Annotated in this window: 11 protein-coding genes; 7 read left to right on the forward strand and 4 right to left on the reverse strand. The window is 74.9% G+C overall.

Features of this window, described 5'->3' with window-relative positions:
* Positions 1-171 precede the first annotated feature (171 nt).
* Positions 172-3,231, forward strand: a complete 3,060-nt coding sequence (locus FHS22_RS12185; protein ID WP_184941137.1) for an AfsR/SARP family transcriptional regulator — start codon at positions 172-174, stop codon at positions 3,229-3,231.
* 55 nt (positions 3,232-3,286) lie between these two features.
* Here the strand turns inward: FHS22_RS12185 and FHS22_RS12190 are convergent, their stop codons facing one another.
* Complete coding sequence (locus FHS22_RS12190; RefSeq protein WP_184941139.1) at positions 3,287-6,889, reverse strand: ATP-binding protein; 3,603 nt, start codon at positions 6,887-6,889, stop codon at positions 3,287-3,289.
* 306 nt (positions 6,890-7,195) lie between these two features.
* On the opposite strand from FHS22_RS12190, the gene FHS22_RS12195 reads away from it, so the two are divergent.
* Together FHS22_RS12195 and FHS22_RS12200 are read left to right on the forward strand one after the other, a co-directional pair.
* A complete protein-coding gene (locus tag FHS22_RS12195) occupies positions 7,196-7,789 on the forward strand; it encodes a hypothetical protein (protein ID WP_184941141.1) in 594 nt (197 codons plus the stop codon).
* A gap of 201 nt (positions 7,790-7,990) precedes the next feature.
* Positions 7,991-8,242, forward strand: a complete 252-nt coding sequence (locus FHS22_RS12200; RefSeq protein WP_338047720.1) for a hypothetical protein — start codon at positions 7,991-7,993, stop codon at positions 8,240-8,242.
* 67 nt (positions 8,243-8,309) lie between these two features.
* Here the strand turns inward: FHS22_RS12200 and FHS22_RS12205 are convergent, their stop codons facing one another.
* Positions 8,310-9,284: an ABC transporter substrate-binding protein gene (locus FHS22_RS12205; protein WP_184941143.1), complete on the reverse strand. Its 975-nt coding sequence runs from the start codon at positions 9,282-9,284 to the stop codon at positions 8,310-8,312.
* A 55-nt stretch (positions 9,285-9,339) separates the two neighbouring features.
* On the opposite strand from FHS22_RS12205, the gene FHS22_RS12210 reads away from it, so the two are divergent.
* The 4 genes from FHS22_RS12210 (at position 9,340) to FHS22_RS12225 (ending at position 14,925) form a co-directional block, all read left to right on the forward strand.
* The gene (locus FHS22_RS12210) at positions 9,340-11,526 is read left to right on the forward strand and encodes an iron chelate uptake ABC transporter family permease subunit (protein WP_184941145.1); all 2,187 of its coding nucleotides are present in this window, start codon (positions 9,340-9,342) and stop codon (positions 11,524-11,526) included.
* 1 nt (position 11,527) lies between these two features.
* Positions 11,528-12,706: an enterochelin esterase gene (gene fes / locus FHS22_RS12215; protein WP_184941147.1), complete on the forward strand. Its 1,179-nt coding sequence runs from the start codon at positions 11,528-11,530 to the stop codon at positions 12,704-12,706.
* Positions 12,707-12,717: 11 nt separating this feature from the next.
* The gene (locus FHS22_RS12220; RefSeq protein ID WP_184941149.1) at positions 12,718-13,920 is read left to right on the forward strand and encodes an amidohydrolase; all 1,203 of its coding nucleotides are present in this window, start codon (positions 12,718-12,720) and stop codon (positions 13,918-13,920) included.
* Positions 13,921-14,034: 114 nt separating this feature from the next.
* Positions 14,035-14,925, forward strand: a complete 891-nt coding sequence (locus FHS22_RS12225; RefSeq protein ID WP_338047721.1) for an RpnC/YadD family protein — start codon at positions 14,035-14,037, stop codon at positions 14,923-14,925.
* A gap of 70 nt (positions 14,926-14,995) precedes the next feature.
* Here FHS22_RS12225 and FHS22_RS12230 read toward each other — a convergent pair whose 3' ends face one another.
* Positions 14,996-16,264, reverse strand: coding sequence for an MFS transporter (locus FHS22_RS12230; protein ID WP_184941151.1), 1,269 nt, complete (start codon positions 16,262-16,264; stop codon positions 14,996-14,998).
* Positions 16,261-16,455 carry an MbtH family protein gene (locus FHS22_RS12235; RefSeq protein ID WP_184941153.1) on the reverse strand — a complete coding sequence of 65 codons (195 nt, stop codon included), beginning with the start codon at positions 16,453-16,455 and terminating at the stop codon, positions 16,261-16,263. Before FHS22_RS12235 ends, FHS22_RS12230 begins: the two co-directional genes overlap by 4 nt.
* Positions 16,456-16,523: the final 68 nt, after the last annotated feature.

Here is a 16,523-nt window from a genome sequence, read left to right on the forward strand (position 1 = left end):
TACCCGTGGGACATGGATAGGCGCACCGCGTTGCCGCCGCGTTGCCGCGTGCGGAGCGCCGGTCCTGGGACCCGCAGGGGTTCTGCAACCACCGTTCCAGCGCCGTGTCAGTGAAGTTTCAGCCCGCCGGGTGAGAGTACGGACAGCTCCAGTCACACGCGAGGAACTGAAATGGGCGGATCGGCGACCCTCTGGGCGGAACACGCCGTCGGGCGGGAGGAAGACCACGGGGCCGGGGACCGGCCGGGCGCATGGGCGATCAACGTGCTCGGGCCGATGGAGGCCTGGCGCGCGGGGCGGGCCGTCGTCCTGCCCCCGCGCCGCAGGGGCCTGCTGGCGCTGCTGGCGCTCAGGGCGGGCGGCCTGGTCACGGCAGGGCAACTGGTGGACGGGCTCTGGGGCGAGGACGCGCCGCCCACCGCCGTACGCACGCTGCACGCGCACATCGCCAAGCTGGGCGCCGCCCTGGCCGAGTCCGGAGGCGGGCGGCTGATCCGCCGGAGGGATCCGGGATACGTGCTCGACGCGGGCGCGGTGGCCGTCGACCGGGACCGGTTCGAAGACCTGGCCAGGAGCGGTCTGCGCCACTGCGCGGAGGGGCGGTACGCCGAGGCGGTGCGGAGCTTCGGCGGCGGTCTGGCGCTGTGGCGGGGGAGGGCGCTGTCGGACTGCCCGGTACGCGACTGGGCGGCCCTGGAGGCCGACTACCTGGAAGAGCTGAGGCTGCAGGCCTACGAGGGCCTGTTCGCCGCCAGGCTGGCCACCGGCGCGCACGACACCGTGGCCGGCGAGATCGAGCGCCTGGTCGCCGAGCATCCGCTGCGGGAGCGGCTCTGGGAGCTGCTGATCGTCGCGCTGCAGGTGAGCGGCCGCTCCGGCGACGCGCTCGGCAGGTACCGGCAGGCCCGCAGGACGCTCGTCGACGAGCTCGGCGTCGAGCCCGGGGAAGGGCTGCGGCACGTCGAGGCCGGCGTGCTGCAGGGGATCGCGGAGCCGCGGCGGCTCCTCCGCCTGGTGCCGGCCGCGGCACCGGGCGCCGCGGGCCCGCTGACCCTTCCCCAGGAGATCAGCACCCTCGTCGGGCGGGAGGCCGACATCGAGCGGACGCGCCACCTCCTGGACGCCTCCCGCCTGGTGACGCTGACCGGCCCCGGCGGGTGCGGGAAGACCCGGCTGGCGATCGCGGCGGCACGGGCGGCGGCCGGCTTCGCCGAGGTCGCGTTCGCCGACCTCGCCGCGGTGCACGACGAGGACGGCATCGCGGACACGATCGCGGCGGCGACGCTCACCCACGCGCGCCCCGGCGCGCGCGTGCTGGACCAGGTGGCCGGTCGCATCTCCTGCGACCGCCTCCTCATCGTCATGGACAACTGCGAGCATCTCGCCGGCGCGTGCGCCCGGATCGCCCGGGAACTGCTCACGCGCTGCCCGCAGCTGAAGATCCTCGCCACGAGCCAGGAGGCGCTCCGCCTGCCGGGCGAGGCGGTCCACGCGGTGTCCGGGCTCGGCGTGCCTGTCCCGGAGCGCGTCCGCACCGCCGCGGACCTCGCGGGCCACGACGCGGTCGTGCTCCTCGCCGAGCGGGCCGGGATCGGGGAGATCGGGGCGCTGTCCCCCGAGGACGCGCGGGCCGCCGCCGCCATCTGCGCCCGGTGCGACGGACTGCCGCTCGCCATCGAACTGGCCGCGGCCAGGGCCCGGCTGCTGACCCTGCCCGAGATAGCGCGCCGGCTGCGGGACCCGTACACGATCCTCGCCGACGGCCCCGGCGGATCACGCCCGCAGCACCGGGCCCTGCGCGCGACGGTCGAATGGAGCTTCCACCTGCTCACCGCCGAGGAACGCAGCGCTCTCACGAGGTTCAGCATCCTCGGCGGCGCCTTCACCCTGGAGACGGCGGCGGCGGTGCACCCGGACGCGCCGATCCTCGGGACGCTGAGCCGCCTGGTGGACAAGTCGCTCCTCAAGGCCCTGCGCACCCCCTCCGGGACGCGCTACCAGCTTCTCGAAACCATCAGGGGCTACGCGCTGGAGCAGCTCGCGGCCCGTCCCGCGGAGCACGCGTGGGCGCGCCGCGCCCACGCCGCCCACTACCTGCGCTGCGCGGAGGAGGTCGAGAGCGGACTCCAGGGGCCCGGCCTGGGCGCCCTCATGGCGGAGGTCGCCGAACATCACGAGGACCTCCGCGCGGCGATGACCTGGCTGATCGGTGACGATCCCGAGTCGGCGCTCCGCCTGGCGGCGGCGCTGTGGCGGTACCACTACCTGCGCGGCCGGTACGGGGAGGGACGCGACTGGCTCAGGGCGGCGCTGGCGGCGGCGCCCCCCGGGACGTCGCCGCGGGTGCTCGCGGGGGCGCACTGGTCCGCCGCGCGGCTCGCCTCCCTGGAGTGCGACTACCGGGAGGCCGAGGCGCTGGCGCGCGCCGCCATGGAGCTGTACGAGGGCGAGGGCGACGGACCCGGGGTGGCCCGGTCCCAGGCGCTGCTCGGCGCCATCTGCCGGGAACTGGGCGACTACCGCCAGGCGATCGGGCTCAGCCGGCGATCGCTGGCCGCGGCCGAGCGCCGCGGCGACACGTGGGCCGTCGGCCACACGCTGCAGATGCTCGGTTTCGCGTGCTGGCTGTCGGGAGACTTCGCCGGGGCCGCCCGCTTCTCCGGACGGGCCGCCGAGCTGTTCGGCCCGATCGGGGACCGGGAGCGGCTGGCCTGGTGCCGGCTGGACCTCGGCGCGGCGGCGCTGTACACCGGGCGCACGGAGACGGCCTCGCGGCACCTGACGCAGGCGCTGCAGGCGTTCCTCGAGGTCCGCTTCAAGGAGGGCGTCGCCTGGGCGGAGAACCTCCTGGCGCTCGTGGACCTCGGCCACGGGCGGCGGCGCGAGGCGCTCCGCCGCCTCGCCACCAGCCTGCGGCTCCACCACGAGCTGGGCGACCGGTGGCGTCAGGCCGGGGTCCTCGACGCGCTCGCGCGCACGGTCGCCCTCCTCGGTGACGGCGGGTTCGCCGCCGAACTGCTCGGCGCCGCCGGGCACATCCGCGCGGCGATCGCCACGCCGGTGCCGTCCTGCGAGCGGCCCGCCCACGCGGAGACGGAGAAGCTGGTCCGCGCCATGGTGGGCTCCGCGGCCTACGAGGAGGCGTATGCTCTCGGCCCGCATCTCGACATCGAGGACGTGCGGCGGCGGATCGCCGCACCGCTCGGGCCCGTACCGTCCGGCGCCCGCTGAGCGGACCGCCGCCGCACGGCCGCCGGCGGGCGGGGCGGCGGCGCCGCACGCGTCCTCACGGCTCCGGGACCGGCCGGAGCCTGCCCGCCAGGGCCCTGCGGTGGTCCCGTACGCAGCTCACGCTCAGGTAGAGGGCTTCGGCGATCTCGCGGTCGGACAGGCCGTCGTCCGCGAGGTCCGCGATCTGCTGCTCGGTCGGGGTGAGGGCGGTCCGGCTCTCGGCGGAGGGACCGGAGGGATCGGAGGGACCGCCGGCCGCCCCGAGGGCGGCGGTCGCGAGGCCCTGCAGGGGGCGGGCCCCGCAGAAGCGGGCGAGGTCGATCGCCGTCTGCAGGTGGACCCGCGCCTGCGGAAGGCGGTCGGCCTTCCGCAGGGCCTCTCCGAGCGCGTACCGCGAGGCCGCGTGTTCGAGCCGGGCGTCGGTGCGTTCCAGCAGCCGGACCGACTCGGCGAGCAGTTCGAGCCCGCGCTCGCCGGGCTCGGCCGCCGCCGCCAGGCGAAGGGCCCTGCCGACCGCACGGGGCGTGCCCCAGGTCTGCGCGGCGGCGAGCATCTCCCGCGCCGCGGCACGGGCCTCGTCGAGCCGGCCGAGCCGGACCAGGCACTGGACGAGCGGGCCCGCCCAGTCGACCATCACCGGATTGGTGACGCCTATCGCCCGGCACGCCTCCCTGACGGCCAGCGCCGTCTCGTACGCGCGCCTGATGCGTCCCTGGGCCAGCAGCAGCGCGAGTTCGCCGTTGGAGTAGATGGTCCGGCTGAGCTCCGTGCTCTGGGCGGCCCTGACCTGGTCGAGGACGGCCTGCGCCGCGCCGGTCTCGCCGCGCGCGGACAGGGCGGTCATGAGCCAGTTCCCGATGAACGACAGCCCGAGGTCGGCGCCGCTGCTCGTGGAGACCTCCCACGCGAGGCGCGCGTCGCGGACCGCCTCGTCCAGATGCCCGCGCGAGAGCATGTACGCCGACCGGAAGGCGTACGCGGGCGACGCGCCGCGCAGCGAACCCGTCGTACGGCTGTAGGCGAGCACCGCCTCGATGCTCGGCAGGACCCGCGGGTGGTCGCCGGCGGTCAGCGCGTACCAGGCGCCCGTCAGCACGACCTCGTTCTGCGACCGGACCAGGCGGTCGTCGCCCACCACCCGCAACGCCCGCTCCTCGGCCGGTGCGCGCCTGTTCTGGAACATGTCGTTGAGCGCGAGACTGGCCTCGAACATCAGGCCCCCGACGGAGGAGCCGGGCGTCTGACCGCGGAACGAGTCGAACAGCGCGACGAGGTCCCGGCCGTGGCGGGTGCCGCAGGCGAACATGCCGATGCACGCCTGCAGCGCCTGCCGCGCGTCGGCGGAGATCCCGGCCTCCCGCTCCAGCTCCGCCTGGCACACCAGCGCGGCCTGCCGGGGCCGGCCGACCAGCCAGTGCGCGGAGGCCAGCAGGCAGGCGATCTCGGCGCGCCGCCCGGGGTCGGGCTCCAGGGCGAGCGCGTGCGACAGGTGCTCGACGGCCCGGGCCATGTCCACCAGGGCCTCGGTTCCGCCGAGCCGGGCCAGGACGGCCGCCCGCCGCTCGCCGAGATCCTCCTCGAGGATCCGGCGCAGGAAGGAGACCGCGCCGTCCACCGACCCGCGGGCCAGGCTGAGATCGGTCGCCCGATCCAGGATCGCCACCGGATCGCGGTCGCCCATCCCGGGAGGCACCCGCAGCAGATGGGTGGCGGCCCTGACCGCGTCGTGGTCGTGCACAGCCGCGTCGACGGCGCGCAGGTGCAGGTCGGCCCGGGGACCCGTGCCGATCCCGTCGTAGACCGCCGCCCGGATCAGCGGGTGGACGAAGGAGAAGCGCGCCGGTGTGCCGCGCGCGCCGACGAGCTCGCAGGCGACCAGGGCGGACAGGGCGTCGAGCACCTTCTGCTGGGAGGTGCCCAAGACCTGCGCGAGCTCGTCGCTGCCGACGTCGTCACCGAGCACGGCCAGGGCGTGGGCCACGCCCGTCGCCGGATCCGGCAGGAGGCGCAGCTGCCTGGCGACGAACCGGGAGATGCTCGGCGAGCTGTCGGGCAGGCCCTCGGACGGCGGGCCGCCGTGTCCCGGCGCGGTCAGCTCCCGGCCGAGCTCGCGCAGCAGGAACGGGTTCCCGCGCGTCGCATCGTGACACCGCTTGACGAGCAGGGGGTCCGGTTCGCCCTCGATGACCTCGGCGAGCAGTTCCGCGGATCCCGCCGGGGTGAGCGGCTGCAGGGCGTGGGCGGACGAGTGAGGCAGTCCCGCGATGACCGACACGATGTGCTCGATCTGCTCGGCGCGCTCGTTCCGCGGCCGCAGCGCGACCATGACCACGGCCGGCAGGTCGTCCAGCCGTGCGGCGAGGTAGGCGAGGAAGCGGATGGTGGGCAGGTCCGCCCAGTGCAGGTCGTCCAGGACGATCAGCAGGGGGTTCTGCGAGGCGAGATCGCTGGCCAGCCAGAACAGCGAGTTGATGATCGCGTACTCGCCGTGCGGCGTCTCCTGGGCGTCCGGCTGCCGGAGGAGGGCCGACGCGGCGGGGGCGGCGTCGGCGGCGAAGCGCTCGAACAGCTGGCGGACACAGCCCCAGGCGTACTCCAGCTCCAGTTCGGCGCCCCGCGCGGTGGCGGCGGTGAAGCCGAGCAGGCGGGCCCGCCCGCGGGCGTACTCCAGCACGCTGGTCTTGCCGATGCCGCCCTGGCCCTCGAAGATCAGGACGCTGCCGGACTTGCGGGCCGCCGCCCGGTCCAGCGCGCGGTCGACGAGATCCGTCTCCCCGGCCCGCTCCACCAGGCGCGGCCCCCGGGAGACGGCGGGCCCGCCCGGGCCGGGCGCCGGAACACGGTCGAGAGCGGGATCCTGGCGCAGGATGGCCGTCTCCAGTTCGCGCAGCGGGGCACCGGGGTCGATGCCGAGTTCATCGCGCAGCCGCCTCCGCAGCCGCTGGAACGCCGCCAGCGCGTCCGCCTGCCGGCCGCTGCGGTACAGCGCGGTCATCAGCAGCCCGCACACGTCCTCGTCGAACGGGTTGGACTCGGCCAGGTCCTCCAGCTCCGGCACCAGCCGTACGTGCTCGCCGAGTGCCAGCCGGGCCTCCACCCGGGCCTGCCCGGCGGTGCGGCGGACCCGCTCCAGCCGTTCCGCCTCCTCTCCGAGCCAGGACAGGTCGCAGACGTCGGCCAGGGACGGCCCCCGCCACAACTCCAGCGCGCGGTCCAGCACGGCGACCCGCTCGGCGGGGTCGGCGGTGCCGAGGGCCCGTTCGACGAGCTGCTCGGCCAGCCGCACGTCGGTGGCCTCGGCGCCCAGCTCCAGCGCGTAGCCCGGTGCGCGCGTCACGATCGCGCCCGGCTGCTCCAGCGTCCGCCGCAGGTACGACACATGACTCTGCAGGGTGTTCACGGCCGTCGCCGGCGGACGGCCGTCCCACACGATCTCGATCAGCCGGTCGGCGCTCACCACCTCGCCCCGCCGCAGCGCCAGGACCGCCAGTACGGCCTTGCGCCGCAGCCCGGGCACCGGCCGGACCACGCCGCCGACGGTGACGTCCACCGGCCCCAGCAGGCGTACGCGAACCGGGATCACGGGCATCGGGGACACACCGGCCGGGCCGGGCCGCGACCCGCCCTGGGCGAGACCGTCATCCGCCCTGACCGCCATGAGACCTCCCAGGACGCCGGTGAGGGACCTGCCGGACGCGCAGCCGTCGCCGGAGATCCGCTCACGTCCGAGGCTAACTTCCGAACCGGCGCAAGAACACGGTTTGTGTGCATCGCAGCCGTCTCGTGCGCGTTTCCGGCGGCAACGCGGCGGCAACACCGCCCGGCTATCCAGGTGTCACTCGCCGGGAGGCCGGCGACGGGGATTCACGACGGGGGCGCACCGCCCCCGTCGGTCAGCGGCGTCGTGGCCGGGATCGGGGCCCGGGCACGGCAGGGGGACGACTCTGAGTGGTGGGGGACGGCTGTGAGTATTGCGTATCTTCTGGAGGAAGGCCCCGGCGTCCACGGTGACGCCGGGCCGCCGCCCGCGGTGCTGTGCCGGCGGCGCGGTCACGCCTGGCGGCTGGAATGGGGCGGCGGGACCGTACTGGTCGGCGACAGCGTGGGGATGCGGCACCTGGCCGCCCTGATCGCCAACCCGGGGCGGGAGATCCCGGCCATCGACCTGGTCACGGGCCCGGTGCCCCCGGCGGAGGGCGCCCTCCGCGGCCGGACCGCCTCGGACCAGCCCGTGCTGGACGAGCAGGCCAGGCAGGCCTACCGGCGGCGGCTGTCGGAGATCCAGGCCGAGGTCGACGAGTACGAATCGCTCAACGACCTCGCGCGTGCCGCCGCCGCACGGGCCGAGCGCGACTGGCTGCTCACCGAGCTGACCGCCGCGACCGGCCTGCGCGGGCGGGCGCGCACCTTCGCCGACGACCAGGAACGGGCCAGGATCGCCGTGGGCAAGGCCATCCGGCGTGCCCTGACCCGCATCGCCCGTGCCGACCCGGGAATCGGCGAGGAACTGCAGACCACGGTCCGCACCGGCCTGCGCTGCTCGTACCACCCCCGCTGACGGGGCCACCGGCCCGGCCGGCGGAACGCGCGGACCGGGAGCAGCGGGCATCGGCGGAGCCGGACCGCGGGCGGAGCCGGTGGTTCCCGGGACGGGTCCAGGAAGATCCGTCTCCGTGCGGTGAGGCGGCCTCTCACTACCGGGGGTGCCCGTACCGGCACATTCTTGTGTTCCCGGTTGATTTCCTGGAGGTGGTGACAGGTGCGGCTCCCCACGGAGGACGCTGTCTGGGAAGGCATGCGCAGGCGGCACGCCGAGGCGTGGTCGATCTGGAGGAGCGACGGCGGACGCTGGTACGCGACCCGGCTCACCGGAGCGTTGACGCAGGCCGAGCTGGACGCGGGGCTCGTCATGACCGCGTGCGGCGGTGACGCCGACGAGCTCGGCGCGATCCTGGCCGAGCAGGAGAGGTTCACCGGCCAGGCGCTCTCCGCTAGGTCCGGCCGGCCGTAGCGGTCCCGGCCCCGGGAACGCCGCCGGCGCGCGACGGGGTCCCCGGGGCGGAGAGGCCGGGCGTGGATCAGCCGGCGAGGGCCTTGACCAGGTCGTCGAGGACCACCTGGGCGGCGAGCGGGGCGCCGCGGGTGCTCCAGACGGAGCCGTCGACGGAGACCACGTGGTCGTCCTTGACCGCCTTCAGCTCCTTGAACGCGGGGGTCTTCTTCACCTCGTCGAGAGCCTTCTCGCCGTCGGCGGTGAGGGTGGAGAGGAACAGCCAGTCGCCGTCGATGTCGGCCAGGGCCTCCAGGCTGAGCGGCATGGAGTGGGCGGTGCCGTCCTTGTCCTGGGCCTTGGGGCGGGTGAGGCCGAGGTCGGTGGCGACGAAGCTGGCGAACTGCCGCTTCTCCATCCAGCTCGGTCCCTGGGGGTTCCAGCGCACGATGCTCACCTCGGCGGGCTTCACCCTGGCCTTGGCCTCGGCGATCTTGGCGTCGTAGTCGGCCAGGACCTGCTTGGCGGCGTCGAGCTTGTTCAGCGTGTTGGCGATGCCCATGAACGACAGCTTCCAGTCGTCGGTGGGGGCCATCGTGACCACCGTCGCTGGGGTGATCTTGCGGAGCTGGTCGAGGATCTGCTGGTCCTGCATGTCGCCGGCGAGGATCAGGTCGGGCTGGACCTCGACGACCTTGTCGATCACGGGCTGGAGCAGGTTGCCGACCACGGGGATGCCCTGGATCTTGTCGGCCAGGTACGCCGGGGGCGTGTCGATGCCCTGGCCGTTGGTGATGCCGACGGGGGTGACGCCGAGGGCGAGGGCGGCGTCGAGGTCCTCCTGGGTGAGGGTGACCACGCGCTTCGGCTCGGCGGGGACCTTGATCAGAGTGCCGGTGGCGTCCTTCACCTCGCGCGTGGCGGGGGCGGCGGCCGAGGACGCGGGCTGAGAGGCGGCGGGGGCGGCCGACGTGTCCGTGGAGGATGAGGAGCCGCACGCCGCGACGGTCAGGGCGGCGAGAACGGCGGCGAAGAGACCGCCGGCCCTGCGGAGGGGGGACATAGGCACTCCAGATCGAGTTAGGTAAGTCTTACCTATTTTAGGTTAGCCTTGCCTTATGTTTACGCAACTCCGGGCCCCCCTCCTGGTGTTCGGATCGAGTGCGGCGGCGCTCGCCGTGCTCGCCGCGGCCTCGATGCTGACCGGCGCCGGCCGGATCGACCCCGGGCAGGTCGTGGACTACCTGCTGGGCGCACGCGGCGACCACCACCTGGACATGGTCGTCACCACCATCCGGATACCGCGTACGCTGGCCGCGCTCGCGGTGGGCGCCGCGCTGGGCGTCTCCGGCATGCTGCTGCAGGCCGTCACCCGCAACCCGCTCGCCGAGACGGGCCTGCTCGGGGTGAACTCGGGCGCCGCGCTCGGCGTCGTCCTGGGCATCGTCTACGCGGGCGCGCAGACCGGGGGCGCCTACCTGGCGTGGGCGCTCGGCGGCGCGCTGCTCGCCACCGGCATCGTGCTGCTGATCGGCTCCCGGTTCTCCCCGCTCAAACTGGTCCTGGCGGGCGCGGCGCTCTCGGCGACCCTCACCGGGATCACCTCGGCCCTGCTCGTCGCCGACCCCGTCACCTTCGACCAGTACCGGTTCTGGGTGCTCGGCTCGCTCGCCGGAGTCCCCATGGACCGGGTCCTGTCCGTCTCACCGGCGATCCTGGCCGGGCTCGTCATGGCCGCCTTCGCCGCCCGCCCGCTGGCCGCGCTCTCCCTCGGCGACGACGTGGCGGTCGCCCTGGGCCACCGGCCGGGCCGCACCCGCGTCCTGGTGACCGTGGCGGTGACGCTGCTCAGCGCCGCCGCCGTCGCGGTGGCCGGGCCGATCGGCTTCCTCGGGCTGCTGGCGGGCTACCTGGCCAGGACGGTGCTCGGCGACCGGGTCGGCCCGCGGATCGTGTTCTCCGGACTGGCCGGGGCCGCGGTGCTGCTCGGCGCGGACGTGCTGGCCCGGGTGGTCATGCGCCCGTACGAGGCCCCGGTCTCGCTTCTCATCGCCATCATCGGCGGGCCCGTGCTGATCGTGGTCGCCCGCTCCCGCGCCGTCGCCGCGGGAGCGGGCGACCTGATCGCGGACAGGAGCCGGCGCGGAGGCCGGGGCATCCTCGGCGCCCCGCTGCGCGGGATCCGCAGGGCGCTGGAGGCCCCGCAGGCAGAGGCCCGGCCGGCCGCGGGGACCGCGTTCTCCGCGCGGGACGGGTCCCGGTCCACGCCTCCGCGTCCGTCCGACACGCTCCCGGTACGGCTCGGCGCCTACTCGGTCCTGCTCCCGCTCCGCTCCTCCGCGGCGGCCCTCGCGCTGGCCGTACTCGCCTGCGCCGCAGGAGTCGCGGCCCTGGTCGCCGGGCAGTCCGCCATGACGGCGGGACAGGCGCTGGAGGCGCTGCGCGGGATCGGCACCGGCGGGCAGGTCCTGCTCGTCCAGGAGATCCGGCTGCCCAGGATCGTCGCGGGACTGATCGCGGGCGCCGCGCTGGGCCTGTCGGGCTGCCTGACCCAGGCGCTGGCCCGCAACCGGCTGGCCACCCCCGACATGCTCGGCATCAACCAGGGCGCGGTCATCGCCGTCATGCTCGCCGGCCTGCTGTCGTCCGCGGCGACGCTCTTCGAGCACTGGTGGACCGGGCCCCTCGGCGCCCTCGCCGCCGCCGCCGTGGTCTTCGCGATCTCCGGCGGGGTCGGCACCCAGGGCTACCGGTTCATCGTCACCGGCCTGGCGGTCACCACCCTGGCCGGGGCCGTGACCCAGGCGGTCCTGGCCGGGAACGGCCTCAGCACGGCCACGGCCGTCCACTCCTGGAGCGTCGGCAGCCTCGCCGGGCGCGGCTACCCGGTGGCGCTGCCCGTCGCCGCCGGGCTGGCCGTGCTGCTCCCCGCCGCGCTGGCCGTCTCCCGGCGGCTGGACGTCCTGCGCTTCAGCGAGGACGTCGGCACCGGGCTCGGGGCGAACCCCCGCGCCACCCGGCTGACCGTCCTCGCCCTGGCGGTCGCCCTGGCCGGTCTCGCGATCGGCATCGGCGGCCCCATCGCGTTCGTCGCGCTGGCCGCTCCCGTCCTCGCCGCCCGCCTGTCCGGGCCCACCCGGCTCCCGCTCGTCGGAGCGCCGCTGGTCGGCGCCGCGCTCGTCGTGACCGCCGACACGATCGGCCGCGTCGTCGCGGACGGCACCGAGGTCCCGGCGGGCGTCGTGACGAGCATCCTGGGCGGCCCCTTCCTGCTGTGGACCCTGCTCTCTGACCGGAGGTCGTGAGATGTCACCGCGATTCCCCCTGAACGGCTCCCCGGACGGCGGGGAACCGCACGCCCCCGGCGGGCAGCCGGTCACCCCGCTCGTCGAGACGGCCGGAACGGCCGGCAGGCACCGGGTCACGTTCCTGTGGCGGGCCCGCTCCGAGGACGAGCAGGCCGTCGTCCTGATCAACACGCTGACCGACCGCGACCGGCACGCGGGCGACATCAGCGGTCATGTGATGCACCGGACGCCGGGCGACGACATGCTCCGGCTGACCTACGAACTCGACGCGGACCTGCGGGCGAGCTACCAGATCCTGCCCTGCGCGGAGATCCCCGGCACCGACCGCGACTCCTGGCTCCGCGTCATGATGACGGCGCTCCCCGACCCCGGCAACCCCGTCCGGATCCCCGGCAGCCACGGCCGCAACCCCTCCTCCCTGCTGGAACTGCCCGGCGCCCCCGCGCAGCCGTACCGGGACCGGAGGCCGGGCGTCCCCGAGGGCCGGGTCCACGAGAGCGGGACCGCGGGACGGCGGGTCTGGGTCTACACGCCGCCCGGGCACGGCGCCTCGGGAGACGGCCCCGGGCGCGGTGCCGCCGGGCCGTACCCGGTGCTGGTCCTGCTGGACGGGGACGTGTGGGCCGGGCGGATCGCGCCGACGATGGACAACCTGATCGCCGAGGGCCGGATCCCGCCGATGGCCGTGCTGCTGCCCGACGCGGTGGACCGGCCGACCCGGCTGCGCGAGATGGCCTGCCACGAGCCGTTCGTCCGGCACCTGGCCGGCGAGCTGCTGCCCTGGGCGGTGCGCGAGTGGGGGGTGACGGACGACCCCGCGCTGACCGTCGTCGCGGGCCAGAGCTTCGGCGGGCTCACCGCCTCCTACGCGGCGTTCACCGCCCCGGAGCGCTTCGGGAACGTGCTGTCGCAGTCGGGCTCCTACTGGTGGAGCGACGAGGACCCGGAGTGGCTGACCCGGCGCTACGAGCGCGTCCCCCGGCTCCCGGTCCGCTTCCACGTGGAGGCCGGACGGCTGGAGTGGATGCTGCTGGAGGAGAACCGCCGGTTCGCGGAGATGCTGGCGGCCAAGGGATACGAGGTGACCTTCACCGAGTACAACGGCGGCCACGACCCGGCCTGCTGGCTCGGCGGACTGGCCGGCGGGCTCACCGGCCTGGCCGCGGGCTGGCTGTGACGGGAACCGCGATGAGGACCGGCGAGACAGTGGAGACCGGCGAGACAGTGGAGACCGGCGAGACAGTGGAGACCGGCGAGGCGGGGACCGCGGTGGAGATCGACGAGGTGAAGGCCGCGATCCGTGCGCGGGTCCTGGAGCACGCCGGGGCGCTGACCGGGTTGAGCCACCGGATCCACGCGCATCCGGAGACCGCCTTCGAGGAGCACCGGGCGGCGGAGTGGACGGCGGAGGTGCTGCGCTCGGCCGGCTTCGAGGTGATCGCCGGGGCGGGCGGGCTGCCGACCGCCTTCTCCGCCTCGTACGGCTCCGGTCCGGTGACGGTGGCGTTCTGCGCCGAGTACGACGCGCTGCCCGGCATGGGCCACGCCTGCGGGCACAACGTCATCGCCGCGGCGGCCGCCGGCGCGGGCCTGGCGCTCGCCCCGTCCGCCGGGGAACTGGGCCTGACCGTGAAGGTCGTCGGCACCCCCGCCGAGGAACGCGGCGGCGGCAAGGCCCTGCTGCTGGAGGCGGGCGTCTTCGACGGCGTGGACGCGGCGATGATGGTGCACCCGGGGCCGTTCGAGACCGTCAGGTTCCGCTCGTTCGCCCTCGGCACGCTCGACGTCGAGTTCCTCGGCCGCCCGGCCCACGCCACCCTGGCCCCGCACGAGGGCCGCAACGCCGCCGACGCGATGACCCTGGCCCAGGTCGCGATCGGCCTGCTCCGCCAGCAGCTCCCGCGCGACTGGCACGTGCACGGCGTGGTGACGGCGGCGGGCGAGGCGCCCAACGTCATCCCCGCCCGCGCCGCGGCGAGCTACGAGATCAGGGCGGCCCGGGCCGAGGACCTCGCCGTGCTGCGCGCCCGGGTGGAGGACTGCTTCCGGGGCGCGGCCACCGCGACCGGCTGCGAGCTGAACCTGACCCGCCCGGAACCCGACTACCTCGACTTCCGCGACGACGCGGAACTGGCCGGGCTGTACGCGGCCAACGCCGCAGCGCTCGGCCGCCCCGCCCCGGTCGAGCGCGAGCCGTTCGCCATGACCGACATGGCCAACGTCTCCCACGCGGTCCGCGCCATCCACCCGATGCTCGACATCGGCTCCGGCGGCGCCGTACCGCACGACCCCGCCTTCGCCGAGGCCGCGGCCGCCCCGGCCGCCGACCGCGCCCTCCTCGACGCCGCCGTCATGCTCGCCTGGACCGCCGCGGACCTGGCGCGATCATGAGATTTCCGATCCCGGGGTGCTTCCCGAACCCCTGTCCCGCCACGGTGATCTCCAGGGCGCCGACTCATCGCGAATTCGATTGCCGCACGTGTTCGATGTATTACATTCGGTAGCGTGCCGTCCCCCCAACACGACTCACTCATCCGCCTGTTCCGCGACCGCCCCCCGCTGGCCGTGGAGGTCCTGCGCGACCTGCTGGGCCACGACCTGCCCGTCACGCCGCTGGTCCGGGTGGAGAACCCGACGTTCAACACCCGGCCCTCCGACGACATCGAGGCCGACCTGGTCCTCGTCCTGGGCTCACCCGCCGCCCCCGCGCACGGGATCATCGTCGAGATCCAGAAGGACACCTCCAAAGAACCCCGCCAGCTCGCCCGCTACGCCGCCGCCCTGTGGCTGCAGCTGCGCTGCGACGCGACCGTCCTGGTCGTCTGCCCCGACGCCCGCACCGCCGCCCACTACGCTCACCCGATCGAGTCGGGCCTGAGCGGCTACCGGCTGCAGGCGTGCGTGCTCGGACCGGCCGACATCCCGGCCATCACCGACCCCCGGCAGGCCGCCGCCCAGCCCGAGCTGGCGGCGTTGGCGGTCATGGTCCACGGCCGTGAGCGCAAGGTCGTCGAGGCGTTCGCCGCGGCGCTGGCGGATCTGCCCGCCGACCACGCTCCGAAGTACTATGAACACGCCTACAGCATGTCCGCGCCCGACGTGCGGCGACTCCTGGAGGAGATCATGACGTCCACCGACTGGCCCGTCTACAGCCCCTTCGCCCGCGAGCACTTCGGCCGCGGCCTGGAAGAGGGCAAGGCTGAGGGCAAGGCCGAGGAAGCGGCCCGGATGGTGCTGCTGGTGCTGACCGCCCGCGGTCTGGAAGTACCGGAGGAGATCCGTGACCGGATCACCGCCTGCACCGACCTGGCCCGGCTGGAGTCCTGGGCGGCCCGTGCGGCGACCGCCCGGACCGTGCACGACCTGTTCGGCGGGACGGACACGGAAGACCGCTGACCGCCGGCGGGCGTCCCCTGCGCGGGCACGGTTCCGGCGAGCCGCCGGACCGGGGCCGCCGTCTCGGCGATCACTCCGGCCGCTGCCCGGCCGCCGGAGTCAGGGACACGGCGGTGAGGAAGGCGGCCAGCAGGAAGGCGGCGGAGACCAGGAGCGCGGCCGGATAGCCGGCGGGGACCGCCAGGGCGCAGAGGCCCACGCCCAGGGCGCCGCCGAGCATGCGCAGCGACTGGAACAGGGTCATCGCCCGGCCCATCACCTCCGGGCCGACGCCGTCGAAGGACGCCACCTGGACCGCCGTGACCGCCTGGCCGAGGACCAGGCCCACCGAGAACATGATGATCCTCAGCGTCCACGGACCGGGTGCGGTCAGCGCGAGCGCCGCGAACAGGACCGCGCCGCCGAGCAGGCCGAGGGCGGTGATCCGCCGTTCGCCCCACCGGGCGCAGGTGCGGTCGACCGCGAAACCGGCCGCCATCAGGCCCAGCGCCTCGGGGAAGACCACCAGCCCGGCGTCCGCCGCCGAGGCGCCCAGCGCGTCCTGGTACATCAGGGGGAAGACGAAGAGCATGCCCATCAGGCCCGCCGCCGCGAGGGACGCCGTGGCCGTGCCGCGCAGGAAACCCCGGTCGGCCAGCACCCGCAGGGCCAGCAGGCCGCGCAGGTCGAACCGGACCGCCGGATCGGGGCCGGAGGCGCGCCAGGGGACGGCGGCGGCCCCCAGGAGCACCGCGGCCAGGCCGAAGGGGACGTTGACGAGGAACGCCCACCGCCAGGAGAGGTGCTCGGCCAGCAGTCCGCCGACGACCGGGCCCAGCGCGGGCGCCAGCGCCGTCGGGATCACGATGTACCGGGAGAGCCGCATCCGCTCCTCGGGCGGGTAGGCGGTGAACAGCATCGTCATCCCGGCCGGGGTCAGCACCCCGCCGCCGACGCCCTGCAGCACCCGGAACGCCACCAGGGACTCCAGGTTCCAGGCGATCCCGCACAGCGCCGAGGCCGCCGTGAACAGCGCCAGCGCGCCCAGGAACACCCGGGCCGCGCCGTACCGGTCGCAGAGCCATCCGGCCACCGGCATGGAGACCGCGAGGCTGGCCAGGAAGGCCCCCTCCACCAGGTTCGAGGCGGCCGGGGCCACCCCGAGGTCGGCGGCGATGACGAACAGCGCGGGGTTGACGATCGTCGCGTCCAGGCCGTTCATGCACATGGCCGTCACGTAGACGGCGAGTACGGCCCAGCGCGCGGACGGGCGGGCCCCTGCCGGACCCGGCGCCTGCGCCGCGCCCGTCCTCCCGGGGCCCGCCTCCACGGCGCCGTCTTTCAGGGGATGGTCCTTCACCGGGTCAGGCTCCTGGGCCGCAGGTCGGTCCAGTGGGCGGCGACGTAGGCCAGGCAGGCGGCGCGGGCGTCCGGGCCGAAGCGGACCGCCCAGCCGTCCGGGACGTCGGCGAACGAGGGCCAGATGGAGTGCTGCTCCTCACCGTTGGCCAGGACGAGGAACTCGCCGTCGGGGTCGTCGAAGGGATTCACGGTTCAGCTCCTGCAGAAGAGGTTCACGAAGGCCGGTTCCCCGCCGGGGGGAGCCGTGGCGACAGGCT

This window comes from Thiemannella venezuelensis (assembly GCF_014203605.1).
Lineage (GTDB): Bacteria > Actinomycetota > Actinomycetes > Streptosporangiales > Streptosporangiaceae > Planomonospora_A > Planomonospora_A venezuelensis.

What these genes read in the sequence shown, in the direction of transcription:
- FHS22_RS12185 (WP_184941137.1), top strand. Translation starts at nt 172, where the DNA reads ATGGGCGGATCGGCGACCCTCTGGGCGGAACACGCCGTCGGGCGGGAG.
- FHS22_RS12190 (WP_184941139.1), bottom strand. Translation starts at nt 6,889, where the DNA reads ATGGCGGTCAGGGCGGATGACGGTCTCGCCCAGGGCGGGTCGCGGCCC.
- FHS22_RS12205 (WP_184941143.1), bottom strand. Translation starts at nt 9,284, where the DNA reads ATGTCCCCCCTCCGCAGGGCCGGCGGTCTCTTCGCCGCCGTTCTCGCC.
- FHS22_RS12210 (WP_184941145.1), top strand. Translation starts at nt 9,340, where the DNA reads ATGTTTACGCAACTCCGGGCCCCCCTCCTGGTGTTCGGATCGAGTGCG.
- fes (WP_184941147.1), top strand. Translation starts at nt 11,528, where the DNA reads ATGTCACCGCGATTCCCCCTGAACGGCTCCCCGGACGGCGGGGAACCG.
- FHS22_RS12220 (WP_184941149.1), top strand. Translation starts at nt 12,718, where the DNA reads ATGAGGACCGGCGAGACAGTGGAGACCGGCGAGACAGTGGAGACCGGC.